This is a genomic window from Caballeronia sp. GAWG2-1 (genome assembly GCF_023631405.1).
In the GTDB taxonomy this organism is placed as follows: Bacteria; Pseudomonadota; Gammaproteobacteria; order Burkholderiales; family Burkholderiaceae; genus Caballeronia.
On sequence record NZ_JALQDD010000043.1, the window covers coordinates 59,311 to 82,762 of the forward strand.

General features: G+C 62.5%; 23 protein-coding genes. 13 read left to right on the plus strand and 10 right to left on the minus strand.

What is annotated here, in order from left to right; all coding sequences use genetic code 11:
• Nucleotides 1–9: 9 nt before the first annotated feature.
• From NCR98_RS30140 to NCR98_RS30175, 8 genes are all read right to left on the minus strand, one after another.
• Nucleotides 10–603: a pyridoxamine 5'-phosphate oxidase family protein gene (locus NCR98_RS30140; RefSeq protein ID WP_250528152.1), complete on the minus strand. Its 594-nt coding sequence runs from the start codon at nt 601–603 to the stop codon at nt 10–12.
• A 43-nt stretch (nt 604–646) separates the two neighbouring features.
• Nucleotides 647–985 (minus strand): hypothetical protein, encoded by a 339-nt coding sequence (locus tag NCR98_RS30145; RefSeq protein WP_244831711.1) that lies wholly within the window; start codon nt 983–985, stop codon nt 647–649.
• 79 nt (nt 986–1,064) lie between these two features.
• Nucleotides 1,065–1,436, minus strand: a complete 372-nt coding sequence (locus NCR98_RS30150) for a response regulator (protein WP_244831710.1) — start codon at nt 1,434–1,436, stop codon at nt 1,065–1,067.
• Between the two features lie 317 nt (nt 1,437–1,753).
• Nucleotides 1,754–3,952, minus strand: coding sequence for a TonB-dependent siderophore receptor (locus NCR98_RS30155; protein ID WP_250469647.1), 2,199 nt, complete (start codon nt 3,950–3,952; stop codon nt 1,754–1,756).
• 129 nt (nt 3,953–4,081) lie between these two features.
• Nucleotides 4,082–6,112: a Fe(3+)-hydroxamate ABC transporter permease FhuB gene (gene fhuB / locus NCR98_RS30160; protein WP_250528153.1), complete on the minus strand. Its 2,031-nt coding sequence runs from the start codon at nt 6,110–6,112 to the stop codon at nt 4,082–4,084.
• Nucleotides 6,105–7,013, minus strand: a complete 909-nt coding sequence (locus tag NCR98_RS30165) for an ABC transporter substrate-binding protein (protein ID WP_250528154.1) — start codon at nt 7,011–7,013, stop codon at nt 6,105–6,107. The genes fhuB and NCR98_RS30165 overlap by 8 nt, the downstream gene beginning before the upstream one ends.
• Nucleotides 7,010–7,825, minus strand: coding sequence for an ABC transporter ATP-binding protein (locus tag NCR98_RS30170; protein WP_250528155.1), 816 nt, complete (start codon nt 7,823–7,825; stop codon nt 7,010–7,012). Before NCR98_RS30170 ends, NCR98_RS30165 begins: the two co-directional genes overlap by 4 nt.
• Complete coding sequence (locus tag NCR98_RS30175; RefSeq protein ID WP_250528156.1) at nt 7,822–9,438, minus strand: cyclic peptide export ABC transporter; 1,617 nt, start codon at nt 9,436–9,438, stop codon at nt 7,822–7,824. The genes NCR98_RS30170 and NCR98_RS30175 overlap by 4 nt, the downstream gene beginning before the upstream one ends.
• A 237-nt stretch (nt 9,439–9,675) precedes the next feature.
• On the opposite strand from NCR98_RS30175, the gene NCR98_RS30180 reads away from it, so the two are divergent.
• The 3 genes from NCR98_RS30180 (at nt 9,676) to NCR98_RS30190 (ending at nt 13,207) form a co-directional block, all read left to right on the plus strand.
• Nucleotides 9,676–10,473, plus strand: coding sequence for an AraC family transcriptional regulator (locus NCR98_RS30180; RefSeq protein WP_244831704.1), 798 nt, complete (start codon nt 9,676–9,678; stop codon nt 10,471–10,473).
• 618 nt (nt 10,474–11,091) lie between these two features.
• Nucleotides 11,092–11,913: an inositol monophosphatase family protein gene (locus tag NCR98_RS30185; protein WP_250528157.1), complete on the plus strand. Its 822-nt coding sequence runs from the start codon at nt 11,092–11,094 to the stop codon at nt 11,911–11,913.
• A gap of 229 nt (nt 11,914–12,142) precedes the next feature.
• A complete protein-coding gene (locus NCR98_RS30190; protein ID WP_250528158.1) occupies nt 12,143–13,207 on the plus strand; it encodes a polysaccharide deacetylase family protein in 1,065 nt (354 codons plus the stop codon).
• 14 nt (nt 13,208–13,221) lie between these two features.
• On the opposite strand, the gene NCR98_RS30195 is transcribed toward NCR98_RS30190, so the two are convergent.
• Nucleotides 13,222–13,542: a hypothetical protein gene (locus NCR98_RS30195; RefSeq protein ID WP_250528159.1), complete on the minus strand. Its 321-nt coding sequence runs from the start codon at nt 13,540–13,542 to the stop codon at nt 13,222–13,224.
• A gap of 243 nt (nt 13,543–13,785) precedes the next feature.
• Between NCR98_RS30195 and NCR98_RS30200 the strand changes: the two genes are divergently transcribed.
• The 10 genes from NCR98_RS30200 (at nt 13,786) to NCR98_RS30245 (ending at nt 21,984) form a co-directional block, all read left to right on the plus strand.
• The gene (locus NCR98_RS30200; RefSeq protein WP_250528160.1) at nt 13,786–15,519 is read left to right on the plus strand and encodes a methyl-accepting chemotaxis protein; all 1,734 of its coding nucleotides are present in this window, start codon (nt 13,786–13,788) and stop codon (nt 15,517–15,519) included.
• 250 nt (nt 15,520–15,769) lie between these two features.
• A complete protein-coding gene (locus NCR98_RS30205; RefSeq protein ID WP_250528161.1) occupies nt 15,770–16,291 on the plus strand; it encodes a hypothetical protein in 522 nt (173 codons plus the stop codon).
• A gap of 290 nt (nt 16,292–16,581) precedes the next feature.
• Nucleotides 16,582–17,550: a CobW family GTP-binding protein gene (locus NCR98_RS30210; RefSeq protein WP_250528162.1), complete on the plus strand. Its 969-nt coding sequence runs from the start codon at nt 16,582–16,584 to the stop codon at nt 17,548–17,550.
• A gap of 34 nt (nt 17,551–17,584) precedes the next feature.
• On the plus strand, nt 17,585–18,088 hold the full coding sequence (locus NCR98_RS30215) for a DUF1097 domain-containing protein (protein WP_244831698.1): 504 nt from the start codon (nt 17,585–17,587) through the stop codon (nt 18,086–18,088).
• A 28-nt stretch (nt 18,089–18,116) separates the two neighbouring features.
• Complete coding sequence (nthB, locus tag NCR98_RS30220; RefSeq protein WP_250528163.1) at nt 18,117–18,860, plus strand: nitrile hydratase subunit beta; 744 nt, start codon at nt 18,117–18,119, stop codon at nt 18,858–18,860.
• 17 nt (nt 18,861–18,877) lie between these two features.
• The gene (gene nthA, locus NCR98_RS30225) at nt 18,878–19,501 is read left to right on the plus strand and encodes a nitrile hydratase subunit alpha (RefSeq protein ID WP_250528164.1); all 624 of its coding nucleotides are present in this window, start codon (nt 18,878–18,880) and stop codon (nt 19,499–19,501) included.
• An 8-nt stretch (nt 19,502–19,509) separates the two neighbouring features.
• Complete coding sequence (locus tag NCR98_RS30230; RefSeq protein ID WP_250528165.1) at nt 19,510–19,857, plus strand: nitrile hydratase accessory protein; 348 nt, start codon at nt 19,510–19,512, stop codon at nt 19,855–19,857.
• 49 nt (nt 19,858–19,906) lie between these two features.
• Nucleotides 19,907–20,116 carry a CbtB domain-containing protein gene (locus tag NCR98_RS30235; RefSeq protein WP_244831694.1) on the plus strand — a complete coding sequence of 70 codons (210 nt, stop codon included), beginning with the start codon at nt 19,907–19,909 and terminating at the stop codon, nt 20,114–20,116.
• Nucleotides 20,117–20,129: 13 nt separating this feature from the next.
• Nucleotides 20,130–20,891, plus strand: coding sequence for a CbtA family protein (locus tag NCR98_RS30240; RefSeq protein ID WP_250528166.1), 762 nt, complete (start codon nt 20,130–20,132; stop codon nt 20,889–20,891).
• 94 nt (nt 20,892–20,985) lie between these two features.
• Nucleotides 20,986–21,984 carry a GlxA family transcriptional regulator gene (locus NCR98_RS30245; protein ID WP_244831692.1) on the plus strand — a complete coding sequence of 333 codons (999 nt, stop codon included), beginning with the start codon at nt 20,986–20,988 and terminating at the stop codon, nt 21,982–21,984.
• Between the two features lie 3 nt (nt 21,985–21,987).
• Here the strand turns inward: NCR98_RS30245 and zwf are convergent, their stop codons facing one another.
• The gene (gene zwf, locus NCR98_RS30250; protein WP_244831691.1) at nt 21,988–23,451 is read right to left on the minus strand and encodes a glucose-6-phosphate dehydrogenase; all 1,464 of its coding nucleotides are present in this window, start codon (nt 23,449–23,451) and stop codon (nt 21,988–21,990) included.
• Nucleotide 23,452 lies beyond the last annotated feature (1 nt).

Here is a 23,452-nt window from a genome sequence, read left to right on the forward strand (position 1 = left end):
TGGTCGCATTCATGGCGCGATCCAATGACCGTGCCACTCGTTGCGTTCGAGCCAGAAGTTTGCGCGCCGGTGCATTTCGCCCGAGACGTCGAGGAAATCGATCTTACTGACGATGACGTCGATGAGGCAGAAGTGTTCGAAGCCATCCGTCTGAGTGTGCGCTGTTGTGTCGTCGGGCTTCGGGCGCGCATCGGGCGGACTGTCCACTAGTGTTCCCGGAGGCAACGGCGCACGATAAAGCGCGAGCGATCCGGGGCGGCTCGCATTCCACACGGCGAGTCTTTCGTCGTCGTCGATGACTTGTTGCGCGCGCCCTTCGAGTCGAATCTGGATGCCGGCACGCCAGTCGCCGACAAGCGCGGAGACGTTCGGCTCCTGTTCGATCTCAGCGACCTTTTCCGATCTCACGTCCGTGTGAAAGCTCACGAGCGCGCGGTCCTGGATGGCACGCCGCATTACGACCGTGCGCAGCTTCGGCGCGCCATCGAGCCCGATGGTCGCGAACTGCGTCAACGTGTAGGCGGAACGCTCGCGGCCGGGATTGGCGCCTGAAAGCAGATGGCTCCACGTCTGCGCCAGAATCGCATCCAAAGCGTTGCTCAACTGACGCCTCCGTTGCTTGATGCAGTTGAAGTGGCAGCGGCGATTAGTCAGCCTTGAAGACGATGGCGGCTGTGTCGTCGATCTGCGTGAAGCTGCGCACGAAGCGATACGACTGCTCGTCGATCTCGATTCGATTTGCACCTGACGAGGTCAGTTCCAGCATTTCATCGGCGAGCGATTTTGGAATCGAGCCTACTTGTTTCAACTCTTCCTTGGGCCCGGATGGGTCGCCGAGATAAACCGTGCAAACGTCGGCGGTATGCCGAATAAGGACGACGCTTGTCGCCTTGTCGAGCGCGCGTTCCAGATAATCGGCGAGTGGGCGTAACGATTCGAGTTTGTGATCGGAACGGTCGTCAGCGAATCCATTGATGTCTGGCACTGCGGCCTCCCTGATTTGATCGTCTGCACCGTGGTTCGATACGTCGAAGCGCACGATGGTGCAAGCGACGGAGTTTCGATTAGCGAACCGGCTCTTCGGCTTTTTTTCCCGATAGCAACGATTCGATGGCGGCGACGGATAGCGGTTTGGACAAGTGGCCATCGAAGCACGACATATCGAAATGTTCGTGAATGTCGTCGTGTGCGGTTAGCGAGAAGATGCGCCGGGAGGCATATTTCTCGGATGCGCGGAGTCGCATGCACAGAGCGTGGCCATTGATATCGGGAAGCCCGATATCCAGAAGAATGAGTTCGAACGCGCCTTCGCCTGCGGCCGCTTTCAGCGCCTCGGTGCCGGTGTAGGCGCGAGTGACCGCATGACCCATGGACCCCGCGATTTCGGCGAGCATGTCGGTGGTATCGGTGTAATCGTCCACTACGAGAACTTTCATTTGAAGTGCTCCCAACAGTGAGGACCGAGGTGCGGGGTTTTGATGTTGAGGTTGCAGTCTACTCTAGGTTGCTGGGTTGGATGACGGCGGCTGCTGAGCACCAACTTGCGTTGCTTGGTGTCACTGAGAAATCTTTGACCGAGACTTACCAACTTCCGTCATATGTCGTTAGCGGCGACTTCGTCTTACGAAATTCTTGCGGATTCTATGTTACTCAGAAGCAGACAGCCGATGGCGATCATCGCCTGTCTGCGGACAACCCGACGGTGGAAGGTCAGTGCTTCCGTCCCGACAGTCGCCCAAGCGTCATCGTAAAGTTAGAAGTCGGTCCGCACACTCAACATGACGTTACGCCTGTCGCCGAATACACTGTAGAACTGGCCGGGTGGGCGAATGTAATAGCCGCGATCGAAGATATTGTTCAACTGCAGTGTCGCTTCGAGATGCTTGTTGAAGCGATATCCGACCTGCGCATCGAAGATGGCATACGCGCCCTGTTCGACGCCGCGCGATATGCGTGTCTGCGCGAGCATGCCGCCGCCGACCGATACCCCGCGCATGACGCCCTGCGTAAACTGATACCGCGTCCACAGTTTGAAGAGATGCTTGGGGTCCGTGCCATCGGTGAGGCCGGGCGCATCGTTCTCGAAGTGCTCGTTCAAATACGTGTAGCCCGCATAGACGTTCCAGTCCGGCATCGGCTGTCCGGTGACTTCGAGTTCGACGCCCTGACTGCGTGCCTTGCCGGCGGCAAGGTAATAGAACTGATGATCGGGATCGTCGACCGCGCGGTTGTTGTCGTTGATACGGAACAGCGCCATGTTCGTATTCAGGCGTCCGCCGAGCACGCTGCTCTTCACGCCGACTTCGTATTGCTCGCCGGAACGCGGTGGAATGCCCGCGCCGGAGAATGTCGTCTGCGTCTGGGCGTCGAGGAAGCGCGCGTAATTCGCGTACGCGGTGACCGCCGGCACGATATCCCAGACGAGTCCCGCCGACGGCAGAAAACGATGGTTGATCTGCGAGTTCGTCGCCCAGTCCGAGAGGTCGGGCAGTGTCGATTGCGTGCGATCCTGTACGAACGCCTCGCGCGCGCCGAGCACGAGCGTCAGCGGATTCGCGAGCTTGATGCGCGCCTGCGCGTAGATGCCGTACTGGACGGTGCGCTCGTTCGTGCCGAAGCTGAAGGGCGTATCGACCTGCGGCACGGCGTTGGGATCGAACAGGCTGAAGGTGCCGCCGTCGAACGGGCCATCGACGGACTGGAAGCCCGAGAGCGCCGTCGACGACATCACCGAATAATTTGCGCCGACCGTCAACGTGTGCGTCTGCCCGAAGAGCCGGATGGGACCGGACACGTTGCTGTCCGCGCCGAACCAGTCGTACGTGTTGCGCTGATTCTGATCGCCGTAGAAGCTGAGGCCATCGGTGGTCGCGCCCGGTCCCGAGTACGCGTAGTACGCCCGCGTCAGCATGTGCCGGTAGAACAACGTCGTGGAGGACTTCCAGCCGCTTTCGAAGCGATGCACGAGGTTCGCGTTGGCTTCCTGAATCGACGTGTACGACGTGTTCCAGCTCGGGCTGAAGTTCTGTGCATACGAACTCGGCACGCGGCCGACGAGTGCGGTCTGATCCGCATTGAGCACGCCGCTCGCGCCGTAGTCGAGGCCGTACATCGGCAGGACTTCGTAGCCGCCCGAGAGCGAGAGCGTCGTACGCGGCGTGAAGTCGTAGTCGATCGCGCCATAGGCCATGAACTCCTTGCTGCGCGCCCGGTCGATGGATTGATGCCCGGCCTCGCCGACGATCACCGCACGCCCGCGCAGGCTGCCGTCCTTGTTAAGCGGTCCGGTGACGTCGATCATCTGCCGCACGCTGCCGAAGGAATCGACTTGTGTGTCGGTCGTCAGATGGAATTGATTTTGCGGCCGTTTGCGCACGAGATTGACGACGCCGCCGGGCTCGCCTGCGCCGTCGATCACGCCGGCCGGTCCGCGCAACACTTCCACGCGGTCGTACATCGCGAGGTCGAATTGCGTGAGATATTGCAGGCCGCTGACGATGGGCGTGCCATCGAATTCGATGCCAAGTTGTGAGCCCCGCGCGCGGAAATAAGCCGTGCCGTCGCCGTAGCTGACCGAACTGACGCCCGTCACGTAGCGCAAGGCTTCTTCGATGGTCGTGTCGTTGCGGTCGTCCATTTGCTGGCGCGTGACGACGGAAACCGAATACGGGGTCTCCTTGATCGATTGCGCACTCTTGCCCGCGATGGTCGCGCGTTTCGCGGCGTACGAGCCGCTGTCTTCGGTCGTCGCATCGGCGCCGGTGCTGTCGGTCACCACGACGGCGGGCAACGTCACATCGCTGCCCGCCGGGTTTTGCGCGCGTGTGGGCGGCGACGTCGCGCCGAGCATCGTCAAAAGCGCGAGCGCAAGCGGCGTCATGCGCGGCGCGCGCACGTGCCATCCCGTCGTCGGCGCGGGCATCGCGCCGCGCGGGTCATTCCCTCTTCTCATGTTTTCTCATCCCATCGTTGAATAGACAAACGGCGTCGTCCCGCTGCATGCGGGCTTGAATCGGATGGGGACATTGGTTGTGTGGTGCGAGGCACGCGCGGCCCCGTTCTATCGACTTCGATGCAACCGTCATGTTTGCCGCGCACCGCGCAGCAGGATCAGCATGACGAGCCACGGACCGCCGAGCAGTGTCGCGACGAGACCGGCCGGAAGTTGCTCCGGATAAGGAATCTGCCGTCCCAGCCAGTCCGCGACGACCATCAGCAGCGCGCCGAGCATCGCTGCGAGGTAGACCTGCGGCAGCGGACGCCGCCCGCCCGAGAGCCGCGCGATATGCGGCGCGATCAGCCCGACGAAGGACAGCGGTCCGACCACGACCGTCGCCGCCGCCGTCGATACCGCCGCGAGCAGCAACAGGCCGAAGCGCGCGCGCCCGACCGGCACGCCGATGCTCGCCGCCACCTGCGGACCGGCGCCGAGCGCCGCCAGCCAGCGCGCGAACAGCGGCGCCACGGCGAGTACCGACATCGCCAGCACGGCCATGAGCAATGCCATCGCCGGCTCGATGTAGTAGGTCGACCCGACCAGCAAATCGAGCAGCACGCCCGCGCGTGGATCGCCGCTCGCCATGACCGCGCCGACGACCGCCTGGAACAGCGCGCTGATCGACAATCCGACGAGCAGCAACCGCTCTGGCGCGAACCGCGCGCGCCGCCCGAGCCAGAGCAGCAAGCCAAGCGTGGTGCACGCGCCGGCCACGCTTCCCGCGAACAGCGCGGCCGGTTCGAAGCTGCCCGCGATCAGCAGCACCGCGACGACGCCGAACATGCCGCCCGAGCCGACGCCGAGCAGGTCTGGGCTTGCCATCGGATTCGCGGTCATGCGCTGCAACAGCGCGCCCGCCGCGCCCAGCAGACTGCCCGCTGCGAGTGCGGCCAGCAGGTGCGGCACGCGCCAGAAGAGGAGCGCGTCGATGTCGGCCGGATGCGCGAACCGCCAACCGTCCGGTCCGCGCGTGACGACGAACGACAACGCGCACGTGATCGCGAAGAGCGCTGCCCATACGAGCGGCATCGTGCGCACGGCGTGCGGCGCGGTGCCGCGGTCAAGCGTTTCGCGGATGTCCGGCGTAGTGCGAAGGCGCGGCAGCAGGACGACCAGGAGCGGCACGCCGATCATCGACGTGACCGTGCCGGTGGGAATCAGATGCGCTGAGAACAGCTCGCCCTGCGAGACGATGCGCACGAGTTCGTCGGTGAGAAAGAGCAGGGCGGCGCCCAAAAGCGGCGCCCACACGAGCCGGTCGCGCAGGCGGCGCGCGCCCGTGAGCCGCGCGAGGAGCGGCGCCGCCAATCCGACGAACCCGATCACGCCGACCTGCGCCACCACGCTCGCCGTGAGCACGACCGCGACCAGCAGCGCCGCGCCGCGCATCCAGCCGACGGCGGCGCCGAGATTGCGAGCGGTGGCATCGCCGGCATCGAAGAGTTGCAGCGGTCGATGCAGCAGCGCCGACGCCAGCGCGCAACCGCCCACGCTCGCCGCAACGCGCGCGGCGCTTCGCCAGCCGGTCTGATCGAGTGCGCCGCCGCCCCAGATTTGCAAGCCTTGCAGCAGATCGAAATGCATGACGCCGATCGCGAGGCTGATCGCGCCGCAGTACAAATTCACCACCATGCCCGCGAGAATCACGGCAAGCGACGACATGCGTTGCAACCATGCCAGGCCGAGCACGAGGATCATTGCCAGCGCGCCACCCGCGAGCGCGATGGTTTCGCGACCCGCTGCGAGCCAGCCCGGCAGCCACACGCTCACGACGGCGAGCCCGAGATACGCGCCGGGGAAGATGCCGAGCGTCATCGGTTCGGCAAGCGGATTGCGCAACACCTGCTGCACCAGCACGCCCGCAAGCCCGAGCGCCGTGCCGCACAGCAGCGTCATGGCGATGCGCGGAAGCACGCTCTCGTGCACCAGCACGTCGCGCATGTCGGTGAGATCGGGCGAAACGAGCGCCTTCCAGAACGATGCGCCGTCGAGCGCGCCATGCAAATGCAACGCGGCGAGGCACACGGCGGGCAGCATCAGGCCGGCGAAAAGTGCAAGCCGCCAGTCGCGTGGCGGCGCCGAAGGGCGAGTGAGTGCGACGCGGCTGCTACGCAAGCCCACCTCCGCCGTTATCGATGATGGCGCGTGCATTCGCCATCGCGGTCGCGAAGCGTTGCATCGAAATCAGGCCGCCGTACGGGGCGATCACCGGCAACACGGCCACGCGCTTCTCGCGGACCGCTGGCAGCGCGCGCCAGAGCGGGCTCGCCGTCAGCGCCGCGCGGATGTCGGGCGCGAGCGGCCGAGTCAACGCGATATCGGCGTCGGCGGCTTCGAGGAGACGGGGCAACGGCACGACGGTGGAACCCATCGCGTTCGTCGTCCAGCGCACGCGCGCAGTCGCGGCGTTCGACAGCCCGATCTTCGCGAGCACGTCGTTGAAGAGACTGCCCGCGCCGTACACGCGCAGATGCCGCTCGTCGATCACGTCCGCGACGATCACCGGCCGGCCGCGCGGCACGCGCGCCGCGATGTCGCTCATGACGCGCTCGGTCGACGCGAAGAGCGCGTCGGCCCGGGCGCGGGCGTCGAAGGCATCGGCCATCACGCGGGTTTCGGCGCACAGGCTCGCGTAGGGATTCGCGTCGGTCATATACGCGCCGAGCGTAAGCGTCGGGGCGATACGCCGCAGCGGCGCGAGCAGTCCCGCATGCGCGGGCGTGACGATCAGCAGGTCCGGCGCGAGCGCAAGCAGCGCATCGAAATTGGGTTGATAGAGAAGGCCGATATCCGCGACATCGGACGGCAGCGGCGGCACCGCGATCGTGTTCCCATACCACACGGGCAGCGGAATGCCGACCGGCGCCCGCCCGAGCGCGAGCAGCGTCTCGGTCAGCTCCCAGTTCAATACGACGATACGTCGCGGCGCCGGTCCGGCCACGACGCGCGCAGCACGCGAGAACGCGAGCAGCGCGGCGGCGCCTCGCAGCAGCGCGCGTCTCGGTGGCGACTTCATGACGGAAAACACATGCGACGGCCGGTGGACGCATCGGTCGTAACCGACATCGGCACGCCGTAGATGGCTTCGAGCCGCGCCGGATCGACGATGACCGCCGCGTCCTCGCGCATCAGCAGACGCCCCTCGCGCAACGCGACGATCCGATCGCAGAAGCGCGTCGCCATGTTGATGTCGTGCATGACGATGACAGCGGTCATCGCGCGCTCGGCGCACAGCGTCCTGACGAGTTCGAGCACGGTCAGCTGATGGCCGACATCGAGCGCCGACGTCGGTTCGTCGAGCAGCATGCAGCGCCCGTTCTGCGCGACCAGCATAGCGATCCACGCGCGCTGGCGCTCGCCGCCCGACAGGCTGTCCACGGTGCGGTCGGCATAACAATGAACATCGGCGGCTTGCATCGCCCGGTCGACGTGCGCGGCGTCGCCGGCCGTGAAGCGCCCGAGCGCGCCGTGCCACGGATAGCGGCCGAGCTCGACGAGCTCGCGCACCGTCATGCCATCGGTCGATGGCGTCTGCTGCGGAAGCCAGGCGACTTCACGCGCGAACTCGCGCGTGCTCCAGTCGGCGAGCGGCCGGCCCGCGCATCGGACGACGCCCGTATCCGGAGCAATCTGTCCTGCGAGCAGCTTGACGAGCGTGGATTTGCCGGAGCCGTTGTGCCCGACAAGCCCCGTCACGCGGCCCGGTTCGATATGCAGATCCAGCGGATGCAAGAGCGTGCGCCCGCCCGCCGAGCGCGACACGCCTTCGAGCGAGAAGGCGGGCGGCGTCGCGGTCGCGTACGCCGTCTGGTAGACGTGGCCGTTCATGCGAGCGCCGCCTTTTTCGTGGAACTCACCTGACCGCTGTCGAGCTTGACGATACGATCGGCGAGATCGAAATAACGGTCGTCGTGGGTGATGACGAGCACCGTCTTGGCGCGCGCCTTCAGTTGCGGCAGCAGCACGCGATAGAAGACGTCCTTGAACGCGGGGTCCTGGTCGGCGGCCCATTCGTCGAAGAGATAGAACGGGCGGTCTTCCAGAAACGCCACCAGCAAGGCAAGACGCTTCCTCTGGCCTTGCGACAGATCGAGCGTCGAAAAACGGCCGTTGTCGATGCGCACCTTGTGCTCCAGTTGCAACGCCACGAGCAGCGCGCGCGCCGTGGCCTCGCTGTGCGCGGGCAGGCCGAGCAGCGAATCGAACAAATGGAAATCGCTGAAGACGACGGAGAAAAGCTGGCGGTAAGCGGCGCGATTGCCGTCGTCTACCACCGTTTCGTCGATGACGATGCGTCCCGACTCCGGCGCATACAGCCCGACCAGCACCTTCGCGAGCGTGGTTTTGCCGCTACCGTTGCCGCCCACGAGATAGACGAGTTCGCCCGCCCGGAACGTCAGATCGATAGGTCCGAGCGTGAAAAAACCGTCCTCGGCTTCGCGCACGTAGCGATGTTCGACGCCTTCGAGCGTAATGCTCGCGAACGCGTCGGCGTCGAGCGAGGCGCTTGCGGGCTCGGGCGGCAGGGCTTGTTCGAGCTGATCGATGCGCTCGAACGCGATCCGCGCGCTGCCAATGGCGGGCAGGGCCGCCAGCAATCCTTCGACCGGCATGATGAGGTAAAGGAAGACGAGCGCGTAACCGAACATCACGTGCGCGTCGGCATCGAAGAGACGCGCGAGCACGAAGAGGGTCAGGCCGACGAAGCCGAACAGCAGCAGATTGCCCCAGCTCGCGGCCAACGCGTGCAGCATGTAGCCGCGCGTGCGCTGCGCGCGCACCGCTTCCACATGCGGGGCGAGATCACGCGCGACGAACGCTTCGGCACGCGCGCGATGCAGCTTCAGTTCCTTTGCGCCGTCGAAGAGCGAGCGAAAGCGTTGCAACAGGCCGTCTTCACGCTGCCGCGAAGCGCGCAGATGGAGAAGCGCCCGCGAGCCGATCAGATGCGTGCCGAGCGATCCCGCGCCGATCGCGACGAGCGCGAACAGCAGAATCGGCAGGGACAGCATGCCGAGATAGACGAGACAACCCGCGATCACCGCGCCCTGCATGACGATCGACGGCAGACTGATGAAGAACACGACGATGGTGTCGAGGTCCTGCGTGAGCGCGTTGATGGCGCGCGACGCGCCGCATCGTTCGAGATCGCGGTACGACGCGCCCGCGATGCGGCCGATCGTCTGCAAGCGCAACCTCGCCTTGGCGTGCTGTCCGAGATACATGAACAGCATCTGCGAAACGACCCGCGTGAGAATGACCACGACGCCCAGCGCCGCGAAGCGCACGCCGAGCGTGAGTAGTTCGTCGCCGGTTGCGCGCAGCGCCTGATTGATCAGCGCGACGAGCGCCGCGTTCGCCGCGCCGCTGACGAGACTGACGACCAGCGCGACAGGCAACAACCCGCGCGCGCTGCGGATCGACGAGGCTATCAGAGACACGTGCGCACACCCTCGTTGAAAGCAGCCAAGGCAGGCGGCTGCCCGCAAAGCGCATTGGGCGGCAACAAAAATGCGAGAATGCGAACCATTAACATTTCAACCGATGGGTCGGCGCAAAGTGTTGAGTGACGACGAGTTTAGCGTTTCGTCGAAAAATCAGGCCGACACCGAATATCGAATTTCTGACAACTATTGGTGTTTTATCGATAGTTTTTTGCGTACCACTTTTTCGCGACCATGAAAGAGTTCCTGCTCAAACGCTATCCGATCGAACGCGTCCCGCTGTCGCGAGACGTGATGGCGACCCTCGTCGACTATCGTCATGGGGAGCGTATAACCTGGCATCAACACAAGCACGGACAACTGGTGTTCGCCGTGCGCGGCGTCGTGCGTGTGCTCACGCCCTCGCGCACCTGGACGCTGCCGCAGTCGCGCGCAGTTTGGCTGCCATCCGATGTCGATCACGAACTGCACGCGGTCGGCGACACGCAACTATGCAGTGTGTATTTCGAGCCGCGTGTGTTTCCGTGGTCGTGGCATCAACCGGCCGTGATTGCAGTGTCGCCGTTGATGAGAGAGCTGGCCATCGTGCTGGGCGCCGCGGGCGAGCGATACGCCGAGGGAAGCCATGCCTCGCTCAGCGCGCCGCTGTTGCTGAAGGTGTTGAGAGAGACGCCCGCGCTCGCCGAGCCCGGCGTGCCATTGCCGCGCGATGCACGGCTGCTGCAGATCTGCGAGCACATGATGAACGACCCGGCGAGCGAACTGACGCTCGATTTCTGGGGCGAGCAGTTTCACACCAGTGGGCGAACATTGGCGCGCTATCTAAATGCCGAGACTGGATTGACCTTTGGCGCATGGCGTCAGCAGATACGAGTCGCGGAGGCAATCACGCTCCTTACGCTGGGACAGCCTGTGACGCAAGTTTCGAAGAAGCTTGGCTATCGCAGTGCCAGTGCTTTCATCGTCATGTTTCGTCAGGTCACGGGAGAGGCGCCACAACGTTACCTGGCTTCGCGCTCGTCGAGCAGATAAACGGAGAGCGGGGCGTCTTATGCAGACTTCGAGTTGGAAACTTAGATGTAGATCGCACTATTGCTCGAATGACGTTCGTATAGCTGCGGTCTTCGTTCGGGCCTCGATAGCTGCATGTCGAATGACCGTTATAGCGTTGAAAGCCGTCGTCGTCGGTACGTGGGGGAGAAGGGCCGTTGAGGGTCGTGAAGACTCATGCGCGCCTGCGGACGTTCGATTCAGCGGTGCAAGCCGGCGAATAACCGCAGACGGACGGACTGCAGCCACACGGTTCGTAACCGGGGAAGTCGGCTATGGCCGAAAAGACGCCGTCACCGCAGCATGCGAACGCAAGCCGCAAGCCGCAAGCCGCAAGCCGCAAGCCGCAATCCCCAAACCTCGACCTTCTTAAAACCGGGCGAACGCCATTAATCGAACGTCATGGAGCGTGCATAGCTGGTTTGAAGTCGACCAATTCGACGCAAACTAGCGCTCGCTCTGGAGGCGCTAAAAGGTTGAGCAAAATGCAGCACGGCTGAGAACCGTGAGGTCGCGGCGCAGGTCCTTCACCGTGCACCTCCCAACCATCAATGGCATCATTCCCGGCAACCGACAAACAACGCCCCGGAGGCGCCACCAATGACCCCGAAAATCGACGTACCCCAAGTAGAAGCCCTTCTGCGAGACGTCGGCCAATCCCTGCTTCAAACCTTCAACACCCAAAACCCCATCTACGAAAACGCCGAGATGATGCGCGTTTTCAAGTCCCTCGACGATCAAGCCGCCAACACCATCCGCGAAGCGCTCGCCGCTCGTTATCCTGAGATCGCGTGGCTCGAAGGAGAACTCGCGGAAGCCGACGCCCAGACAAGCGACAAGAAAGCCTTCTGGATCTGCGACGCGATCGATGGCGCCGTCCAGTTCTTGCGTTCCATCGCCTCATGGTGCATCACCATCGCGCTCGTGGAAGAAGGCGTCACGGTCTTCGCGATGACCTACGATGCCATTCGCAACGAATGTTTCCACGCCGTGCGCGATGAAGGCGCGTTTCTAAACGGCGACCGCATAGCCGTGAACGGCCGCAAACACCACGCAGGCGCAATGCTCGCCACCAGTCAGCCGCCGTTCATCGGGAATAAACCAGCAGTCATCGAAGCCGCAGGCGAGTCGTTAAGCGCGATGCTTGCCAAAGCGGGCGCTGTCCGCAATCTCGGACCCACATCGCTGCAACTCGCCTATGTCGCGTGTGGGCGGCTCGATGGCTTCTGGGAATTCGGAGAAGATACATTCAACTGTGTTGCAGGCGCTTTGCTTGTCGAAATGGCGGGCGGTCGCGCGACCAACGCTATCGGCGAGCCTTATGGGTTGAAGTCGGCGAGCATCGTCGCTGCATCGAGTGGCGTATCGGAAAGCATCATCGAAACTTTTGCTGCGCATCCCGGATTGACGCGCGCTGCGTAGTTTCGGCCTGGTTTGGAACGCAACAGTCGCCTGCCGAAGCTGGCGGCGACATAGCGTCTTCAGCAAGACGATTGTTCACCATCCTTTGAAACTGATTACCAACCCAGCCCAATTATCAAAGCGCATCATCGCGACCAAACTGCTTCCATGCATCGACGTTGAACAAAGCGCATCGGCAAGTCTCAACAGCACGATCGCTCAGTCCTTCATCACTCAATGGAAGCAAGCCATGAACAACAACACGTCCGATCACGACGCACGTCACACCTCTGCGACTCAAACGAGCCGTCGCACGTTCCTGGCGCAAGCGGGTCTCACCGTCGCGGGCCTGGTCGCGGCCGGTGGAATCGGCGCAACCGAGCAGAGCTTCGCAGGCGTCAATGCCGCGTCGAATAACCCGCTTTCCAACGCCACGGGAAAAGGGTTTTGGCCCAACGGAGCGCGCCTCGCCGTCAGCGTATCGATGATGTTCGAAGGCGGTGGCCAGCCCATATCCGGTGCAGGCGGCCCGATTCCCGAACCGATCGCGAAGGGCGTGCCCGATCTGCCGACCAACGCGTTCTTCGCGTATGGCTACTACGAAGGCATACCCCGTGCGCTGGATCTGTTCGATAAGCACGACATCAAGGTATCGTCGTTCATGATCGGCAAGGCGATCGAGCAAGTGCCCGATCTCGCACAAGAAATCGTGCGGCGTGGTCATGAAGCAGCCGCGCACGGTCAGGTTTGGTCCAACTCGTACAACATGCCGCGCGATGCGGAAAAGCGCTTCATCGCCGAATCTGCCGATACCATCGAGCGAATCACGGGTCATCGTCCAGTAGGCTGGAACGCATACTGGCTGCGCAATTCCGTACACATTCTCGAAACCTTGCAGGACCTCGGCTTCGTCTATCACATCGATGAACCGAGCCACGACGAACCGTTCATCGTCCCCGTGCGTGGCCGCGATTTCGTCACGGTGCCGTACACGTTTCATATGAACGATATCTCGTCGTTCCCGTTCGAAGGCTATAACCCGATGGCCTATGAACAGGCCTTGAAAGACGAGTTCGATCAGTTATACGAGGAAGGCGCGAACCGTCGTCGCATGATGCTCGTTGGTTTCCACGACCGCATCAACGGTCACGCAAACCGCATCCGCATGCTGGACCGCTTCTTTACTTATGCACGCTCCAAACCCGACGTATGGTTCGCGCGAAAGGACGAGATAGCGCAATGGGTGCTCGCGCATCGCGCGGATACGCCGGTGCTAAAACGTGGCCGAGCGTCGGTGACGGGGTTGCCAGCTTGAGCGTTTGAGCCTGGTCACTTCACGATCTCAGGCGCAGCAGGCTGATTGGTTCCGTTAGGTCCAGGTGCCGTGGCGTGCGGGGTTTGCATCGCTCCATCCGTTTGCGCACCCGTTTTCATTTCCGCACTCACGGCCTTTATCGATCCAACGCCCGGTTTCTCCACGACCTCGTTACCAGGCGGCGCAAAGACATTGACCTCTTCTTGCGAATAGGCGTTTGCAAGCGCGCTATAGAAGACGGCCGCAGCCGCTGTCGGCAACACGATAACGAGTCGCATACGACCTCCACTTTGGACGATGGCCAAAGCCTCGGTGATTGCATCGAGGAACTTCAACAGAAGAAACGAACCGGGCAGTGCATGCTGCCTCAAGTAAGTTATAGGCCCTGCCGATAGCGATTGACAGGCCGCTTCGAAAAATTGTCAGCATATGCATGGATTACTTCAATGCCATCGCGAGCAAAACATGGCATCGAAAGCGATCAGTATGTGTTTAGTCAGATTTGAAACAAAGCTCCAGTCGAGCGGGGGCAGTGACGATATGCAGTGATCTTTTACAACGTCCCCTCTCGATCTCCAATGGCATTCCTTTCCAACATTAAAATCGGCCGGCGCCTGGGCGCTGGTTTTGCAGTCGTTTTGTTGCTGCTGTGCGCGGTCGGTGGCATCGGTCTCGTTCAGGCATCACGCATCTATGACGGTACGCGGGAGATGGGTCAGAACTGGCTGCCGAGCGTCGAGGCGCTCGGTAAGGTGCGCGGTTTCGCGGACGATGTGCGACGCACGTCCTTACGTGCGCTCGTCACGAGCGACGCGTCCGACCGCAAGACCGTGATTAACCAGCATACGCAGCTAATTTCCAAATTTGCCGCGGCATTCGACGGCTATGCGCAACTCGTCTCGTCGCCCGAAGAGCAGCGGGTTGCAAGCGGCATCAAGTCGGCATGGGCGCAGTATCTGGAACTCGATGCGAAGATTCAATCGCTCACCGAATCCGGCGACACAGGCATGGCCGAGGCTCGCAACTTGGCCGGCGGCCCTTCCGCGAAGGCATTTGCAGACGTGCAGGAGTTGATCGACGTCGACATCAAGCTGAATCACGAGGGCTCGACCGCCGAGATGGAAAAGGCGCATGCGTCCTATCAAAGCACGATGGCATGGACGGTCGGTCTCATCGCGGTGGCAATCGTGCTGGGCGCGGGAATCGCGTCTGCAATCACGGTGTCGATCACGCGGCCCATCCGCCGTTCGGTGGAAATAGCGGAAACGGTCGCGCGTGGCGATCTCACCGCAGTGATCGAAGTGCAAGGCAGCGATGAGACGAGTCAGTTGCTCGGCGCGCTGCGCCACATGAACGAGCGCCTCGTCGATCTCGTGAGCCGCGTGCTGACGAGTAGCGCAGGCATCGCGACGGCGTCGGCGGAAATCGCATCGGGCAACACCGATCTGAGTCAGCGCACCGAAGAGCAGGCCGCTTCCCTCGAAGAAACGGCCGCGAGCATGGAAGAGCTCACCACGACGGTCAAGCAAAACGCCGACAACGCGAGTCAGGGCAACGCGCTGGCCGCGCAGGCGTCGGAAACAGCAGCGCGCGGCGGCGAACTGGTCAGCCGCGTAGTCGATACGATGCACGGCATCTCCGGCAGCTCGGAGCAAGTCGCGCAGATCATCTCGGTCATCGAAGGCATCGCGTTCCAGACCAACATCCTCGCATTGAATGCGGCAGTGGAAGCCGCGCGCGCAGGCGAACAAGGTCGCGGTTTCGCGGTGGTGGCGGGCGAAGTGCGCACGCTTGCACAGCGCAGCGCGACGGCCGCAAAGGAGATCAAGGATCTGATCACCGAGTCCGTGGAACGCGTGAACAATGGTTCGGCGCTCGTGGACAACGCGGGCCGCACGATGACGGAGATCGTGCAGGCCGTGAAGCGCGTGGCCGATCTGATGGGCGAGATCAGCTCGGCATCGGGCGAGCAGCATCATGGCATCGAACAGGTCAACACCGCAGTCATGCAGATGGATGAAATGACGCAGCAGAACGCGGCGCTCGTCGAGGAAGCATCGGCGGCCGCGCAGTCCATGGCGTCGCAGTCGGCTTCGTTGCGTGATCTCGTCGCGGTATTCAAGGTGGATGCAGCGGCTGCGCGCGCGGTTCCGGTATCCACGGCGGCGAAGCCAACGAGCGCGTCTCGCGTCGCTCTCAAACCTCGCGCTCCAGCGCCGACCAAGCCTCGCGCCTCAGCGAAGACAGCGCCGAAACCTGCGCCGACGCATGCAGCGACCGCGAGCGCGGAAGGGGACTGGCAGACGTTCTGAGAGCGCGAGCGCGTACAGAGGTTGTCCGTCATATAAAAGGCGGCACAACCTCAAGTTCGCATCGTTCAAGCCGTAAACATCGCCAACGCCTGCACGGTAAACATCTAAAACTACAACTGGAACTTCCATGATGAGAAGAGCCGGACTCGCCACGCTGCTTTGCGCCGCATCGATACTGTCGGGCTGCGCAAGCGGCCCCGAAGTGCTTTCGACCGTGAATGCGCGACAGCAGCCCACAAAGGTACGCAGCTTGCTGATCGTGGTGGACAGTTCGCTGTTCGGCGATTCATGGAACGCAGGGGCCGGTAGACATTTTGCGCACACGCTCGGCGACACGTTAAGAGAAACGGCCGGTTCGATTCCTGTGACGCTGCTGCGCCTGGACTCCGAAGCCGATTCACGCGCTCTGCCGAAGATCATTATGTCGTCGCATGCGACGCAGTTGATGCAGGTCAAAGCCGTACGCGTCACGTCGCGCTCGCGCGGCGACACCGAGGCCGTATGGCAAGTCACGCTTTCTGACGTGAAAGCGTCGCTGGTTCCCACCGAGCAGGACCCTTCGCGCTTCAATACGCGTGTCGAGATGAACACGTTCTATCAGCAAAAGATCAGCGCCAGTGTCTCGGAGCACATGGACTTTCTTCTTGGTGGCATCGACAAAAGTGCAGCGGAAACGGGAAACGCTATTGGCGCTCGCTTGCGCGCAGCACATGTGATGACACCTGACCCTGCGGTCGGCGCTGCGCCGTTGGTGTCGTCGAATCCCTCTTAGTCAAAGCGTTTGGCCGCTTCAAGTGCACACCCAAGCAGCACGTCCCGCACCATTCCCGCTCCACCATGCGCCGCCATCGCGCAACGCGGCGCTAACTCGAGCACGCCACCAAACGGCCACGTGTGTCCGTCCCAGCTGCTAGCGACCGAAACGGCCACAAACCCTTCCCAACCCCGCCAACAATCGACAGCACACAGCCACCTCGCCAAACACGGCGTGGAAGTCGCTAAAGAGTCATCCGTTCACAAACCGCGCATCGCTGCGAAGCACGCGCCAAGGATGACTCCGCCATGCAAATCCGCAGAATTCCCACTACCGTCGTCACCGGCTTTCTTGGCGCGGGCAAGACCACGCTCGTCAATCACATTCTCGATGCAACGCGGCCGATGCAGATCGGCATCGTGGTCAACGAGTTCGGCGAAGTCGGCATAGACGGTCAGTTGATCGTCGCCGACGAAGAAGCCGTCATCGAGATCAATAACGGTTGCGTGTGCTGCACGGTCCGCACGGATCTCGTCGCAAGCGTGCGCGATCTGCTCACGCGCTTCGGCGACCGGCTCGAACGGCTGATCATCGAAACGTCCGGGCTCGCCGATCCCGCGCCCGTGCTACAGACCTTTCTCGCAGACCCCGACGTGCGCGAACGTCTCGAACTCGAAGCCGTCGTAGCCGTTGTCGATGCAATGCACGCATCCGCCCAGCTTCACGATAACATCGCGCGCGAACAAATCGTGTTTGCGGACCGCATCATCATCAACAAGACGGATGTGGCCGTGCCCGCGAAAGTGGCCGCGCTCGTCGAAGAACTCCGGCAAATCAATCCCACCGCGCAGATCGACTTCGCGAACCATTCAGCCGTCGACGTCGATGCATTGCTCGGCGTGCGGAGTTTCTCGCTCGATAACCTGCTCGCCGTCGAACCCGGTTTGCTCGATGAAGAAGGCCACGATCACGAACACGACGACAGTATCGCTTCTTGCGCGATCGTCGTTCCAGGCGCCATTGACGCAAGCCGCTTCAATCAGTGGATCAACCAGCTTGTGCAGACGCAGGGGCAACAACTGCTGCGCATGAAAGGCGTGCTCAACGTGCACGAGGAAGCAAGGCGTCTGCATTTTCATAGCGTCCACATGCTGCTCGATGCGAGCTTCGGCCGCGCATGGAAGCGCGACGAAGCGCGTGAGAACCGCTTCGTGATGATCGGCAGAAACATCGACTCACGGCACATGCGCGATGGACTTCTTTCCTGCATGCATTGACCCATTCATTCATTTCTTATCGAGGAGCACGCGCATGAAAAAGCCCGAAGCATACACATTGAGCATTGGCGTACTGGCCGTCGCGGATACATGGCTCACCGGGACCGTATTTCCCGTACCCGTCTGGGTGACGTTCATTGCATGGGCGTCGTTCTTCGTGCTTGGCGGCGGTCGCGCGGGCTTCGTGAAGAGCGTCGCGTCGAATCTCACGGGGCTGGTCATCGCATCGCTCACGTTGCTCTGCATTGCGACGACGAGCGGCGGCGCGTTTGCGGCGGCGGTGTTCGTCGGCATCGGCAGCGCGGCGATGGTGCAGGCAGCAAAAATCAGATTACTCGATGTCTTGCCGGCCATCGTGTGGGGCTTTGCATCGACGGTCGGCACGACGGTGGCAACAGGCAAGGCGATCACGACCGCTGGCATCGGCAATCCCGCACTCGTGGCCGCAGCAGCGCTCGTGACGGGCGCGGTCTTCGGCTTCGTGTCGGAAGTGGTCGGCGAAGCGCTGTTGTTCAAACGCGAGCATCGGCTGAGCTGAACTCGTTTCTTTACGCACGGAGCACATCGTGAAACTACAGCATCATCTTGGCGGCATCGAAAATCTCGGCCCTGTCAGCACCGAACGGCGCGTGTTCGTGGAACCGTGGGAGACGCGCATCTTCGGTATTCATACCGTGATGATGGCGGAAAGCGCGCATCTCTCCAATGCGCTGCATCGCTATCCTGTCGACACGCTGCCGACGACATTCAAGAACGACTGGACGTGGGCCTCGCTGCGCACGGGCGCGGAAGACATGCAGCCGTTCGAGTATTTCAAGTATCGGTACTACGAGAAGTGGCTCGGCGGCATCTCGCAGTTCTTCGTCGATCAAGGCTACATCTCGGCCGACGAACTCGCGCAAAAGACCGCGCACTACCGCGCGAACCCCGATGCCGCGCTGCCTGGGAAACCCGACGCCGCGCTCACCGCGCAGATCGACGCGTATCTGACGAACGGCGACTCCGGTTATCACGCGCTCGAAAGCACCGCGCGTTTTGCGAAGGGCGACGCGGTACGCATAGCCGACCCCGAAGCGGTCGATCACACGCGTCTGCCCGGCTATCTGCGCAACAAGACCGGCGTCGTCGATCTCGTGTATCCGGGCGCGTTCTCGTATTTCGTATCGACGGGACCGGACGGTATAGGCGCGCCCATGCCCGTGTATCGCATTGCGTTCGATACCGCCGACATCTGGGGCGCCGACAAGAGCGAAGCGAACACCACCCTTTATGCCGACTTGTACGAAGCCTACGTACAAGCGGCCAACTGATCCGGAGCCACCGCAGCATGAGCCAACTCTTTGAATTTCCCGACGACCGCGAAGCGTCGAGCGCGGCAAAGGTGCGCGCGCTGGAAGCATTGTTGATCGAGAAGGGCGTGATCGCGAGCGATTCCGTCGATGCCGTGCTCAAGCACTTCGAAACCATGGCCGGGCCGTTCAATGGCGCGAAGATCGTGGCGCGCGCATGGACCGATCCGGAGTACAAGAAGCGCCTCGTCGACGACACACCGAAGGCCATCGCGGAGCTTGCACTGCCGCTCGGCATGACGGGTGCGGAAGGCGAGCACATGGCCGCCGTCGCAAACGACGAGAACGTGCATAACCTCATCATCTGCACGTTGTGTTCGTGCTATCCGTGGCCGGTTCTCGGCTTGCCGCCGTACTGGTACAAGGATCCCGTGTTTCGTGCACGCGGCGTGCGCGAGCCCCGTGCCGTGCTGGCGGAATTCGGCGTGAACGTGCTTGCGGACAAGGAAGTGAAAGTGTGGGACAGCAGCGCGCAAATCCGCTGGTTCGTCGTGCCCGAGCGTCCCTCCAACACGGAGCACATGAGCGAAGCGGAACTCGCCGCGCTCGTGACGCCGGAATCGATGATGGGTGTCGCCCTCATCGAAGCGCCCACGACCTGAGGCTCGTCATGTTCACTCGATTCGAGGAATACGCGGCGACGTCGATGCTCGGCGCGCCCGATTCGCCGCCGCGTCTCGACGGCAAGCTGTTCTTCACCAACCGCTGGGAGCGCGATGTGTTCGGGCTTGCGCTGTCGTTATCGAAAGCGGGCTGCTTCGAGTGGGAGGACTTCCGGCAGAGCTTGATTGCATCGATTGCACAGTGGGAAGCTATCGGTTGCGTCGACCAGCCGCGCTGGGACTACTACGAACGCTTTCTCGAAGCGCTTCTGAACGTGGTCGAAACGAGCGGCGTGTTGTCGCGCGATGAACTCCTGAAGGTCGTGACGGCGCGGCGCGTCAACGTTGACGCCTGAGTCTTGCGCATCCATCCAATCATCATCATCGATTCAAACGAGGTCTTCAATGAACGACGCTATTGCTTTCCCTACCGAACCGGTCACGCCAATCCCGTTGCGCGAGCTACTACCCTGGATCGTGTTCGGCGGTCTCTTGATGTTGCTCGCGCTGTATTTCGTCGGCGCGGAAGAGGGCGCGACCTCGATCGTGTCCGGCATGTACGTTCACGAGTTCGTGCACGATGGACGCCATCTGCTCGGCTTTCCCTGTCATTGACGCGGAGACGATCATGGTCGGCAAACTGTTGATGCGCGGCATGCTCGCGGGCGTGGTCGCGGGACTGCTTGCGTTCGGTTTCGCGAGAGTGGTGGGCGAACCGCAAGTCGAACGCGCGATTGCAATCGAAGAGCACGCGCACGCCGCTCACGGCGATGCGCCCGAGCCCGAACTCGTCAGTCGCGAGACGCAGGCGGGCATGGGCTTGCTGACGGGTGTCGTGGCCTATGGCGCGGCTTTCGGCGGGCTCTTCGCGCTTGCCTTCGCATATGCGTGGGGCAGGGTGGGCAAGCTCGGCGCACGGCCGCTTGCCGCGTGGATGGCGCTTGCGGCGTTCGTATCGCTCGTCGTGGTGCCGAGCCTCGTCTATCCGGCGAATCCGCCATCGGTCGGGGACCCGGAAACCATCGGTTATCGCACGGCGCTGTTCTTTCTGACCATCGCCATCTCGCTTGCGATCATGCTGATGTCGCTCAACGTGCGCGGTGTCGCAGCGAGGAAGTTCGGGCAGTGGAACGGAACGCTCGTCGGCATTCTCGCGTTCGCCGTCATGCTTGCCGTGATGATCGTCGTGCTGCCCGGGATCGACGAAGTGCCGGCCGGCTTTCCCGCCACGCTGCTGTGGAAGTTCAGGATGGCGTCCATCGGCATGCAGGCGATCGTCTGGACGACCATTGGCGCGCTGTTCGGTGTGCTCGCCGAGCGTAGCGAACTCGCCGGCGCTCGCCAGCCTCGCAAGGCACCGGCTTTCGCGCCAGCGGTGCGCAATCGATGACATGCGCGACCGCGTGTTTTTGGGCGGTTAGACTAATCGTTCAGGGCGACGGTGTTCCGCCGCCGCCCGCTTTCAGACGGACACCAAAACTCCGATGAAACGCATCAAGGTCGGCATGCTCGTCTTTCCCGGGTTTCAGTTGCTCGATATCGCCGGGCCGAAGGACGCCTTTGCCGAAGTCCGCGTGTTGAGCAAGGGCGAATGCGAGTACGAAATGATGACGGTCGGCACCACGCGCGGCAGCGTGCAGTCGTCGAGCGGCCTCACGACCGTACCGGACCGCACCATCTTCGACCGCTGCCCGGAGTTCGACACCATCATCGTTCCGGGCGGGCTCGGTATCTTCGACGCCTTCGACGATCCCGCGCTCAGCGAATGGCTGCGCGCGCAGCACAAGCAGTGCCGCCGCGTATCGGCGATCTGCAATGGTCTCTTCGCGCTCGGTTCGGCGGGACTGCTCGACAACAAAGTCGTGACTACGCACTGGATGGACGTGCCGCGGCTCGCCGCGACGTTTCCGCGCGCGCGGATCGAGCCGGACCACATCTTCGTTCGTGACGGCAACATCTTCACGACGGCGGGCGTCACGGCGGGTATCGACTTGTCGCTCGCAATGATCGAAGACGACTTCGGCCGTCAGATGGCGCTGGATGTCGCCAAGTATCTGGTCGTTTATCTGCGGCGCGCGGGCGGTCAGTCGCAGTTCAGCCCGCTCCTTGAAACGCAGGCCGCGCCCGGCTCGCAGACCATGGCGCTGCAGGAGTTCATGCTCGACAACCTGCATGTCGCGCATACAGTGGCATCGCTTGCGGACCGCGCGCATATGAGCGCGCGCAATCTCTCGCGCATCTTCGCCAAGGACTGCGGCACGACGCCGATGACCTTCCTTGCCAATGCGCGCATCGACGCGGCGCGGCACTATCTCGAAGCCACGGAATTGCCGATGCGGGAAATCGCGCGCCGCTGCGGCTTCGAGGATACCGACGGCTTTCGCAGAACCTTCTTTCGGCGGCTCAGTATCAATCCGGTGGATTATCGCGACCGGTTCAGATCGAAAGCCGACACGGTTCAGGCCGCCAACGGACGCGCCTGAGGATCAGCTTCCGAGCGCGTTCGGATCGCGCCACGCACGCTCGAACGGCAGCCGCCAGGCACGCGGCGCGACGAGCTGATGAATCGCATTCGGCCCCCACGAACCCGGCGCGTAAAACCGCACGGGCGGCGGCGATTCGAGCAGCGCCGTGGATACTTCCCACAGCCGCTCGATGCCTTCCGCAGTCGTGAACAGCGTGCGATCCCCGCGCATGGCGTCGAGAATCAGGCGCTCGTAGGCTTCCAGCACTTCGCCGATCAAGCCCGTGTCGCGCATGGCGAACTGCAGGCTCAGTTTGTCGAGACGCATGCCGGGGCCGGGCCGCTTGCCGTAGAACGAGAGCGACATCTTCGAGGCATCGGCGAGATCGAAGGTCAAATGGTCCGGTCCCTGCGAACCCACGCCCGAACCTGCCGGAAACATGCTCTTCGGCGGCTCGCGAAACGCAATGGAAATGATTCGTTGGCCTTCCGCGAGCCGCTTGCCGGTGCGCAGATAGAAGGGCACACCCGCCCAGCGCCAGTTGTCGATCGAGCATTTCAGCGCAATGAAGGTCTCTGTTTCCGACTCGGCGCTCACGCCTTCCTCGGTCCGATAACCCGTGTACTGACCGCGCACGACATCGTTAGGTTGAATCGGCAACATGCTGCGAAAGACCTTGTTCTTTTCCTCGCTGATAGGCGAAGGTTCCAGCGATGTGGGCGGCTCCATCGCCATGAACGCGAGAATCTGGAACAGGTGCGTGACGACCATGTCGCGAAACGCGCCCGTCTGCTCGTAGAAGCCCGCGCGCTTGCCGAGGCCGAGCGTTTCCGGCACGTCGATCTGCACGTGATCGATGAAATTGCGATTCCATATCGGTTCGAACAAGCCGTTGGCGAAGCGAAATGCGAGGATGTTCTGCGCCGGTTCCTTGCCGAGAAAGTGATCGATGCGAAAAATCTGCGCCTCTTCGAAGACCTCGTGCAAGTGAGCGTTGAGCGACACGGAACTTGCCAGATCGGTGCCGAAAGGCTTTTCCATGATGATGCGCGAGCGTTCCACGAGTCCCGCTTCATGAAGCATGCCGACCGCCGAAAGCGCGGCGTTGGGCGGAACGCTCAGATAATGCAGGCGCCGGCATTCGCCGCCGAAGCTTTTCTCGGCGTTCAGGACCGCCGCCTTCAGCGTTGCGGCGCCGGCTGTCAGGGGCACGTAATCGAGATTGGCGGCGAACGTGTCCCACTCTTGCGGCGTCACCTTACGACTCGAAAACTCGTCGAGCGCGCCTTTCGCCGTGACGCGGAAGTCGTCCACGTGAATGTCGTCGAGCGCGACGGCAATGATCTTGCAGCCGGGGATGAACCCCGCATTCGACAGATGGAAGAGGCCAGGCAACAGCTTGCGTCGTGCGAGATCGCCCGTGGCGCCGAACAGCACGACCACTTGCGGAAATTTCGGACCTACGCCTGCGGAGATCTTGGCCATC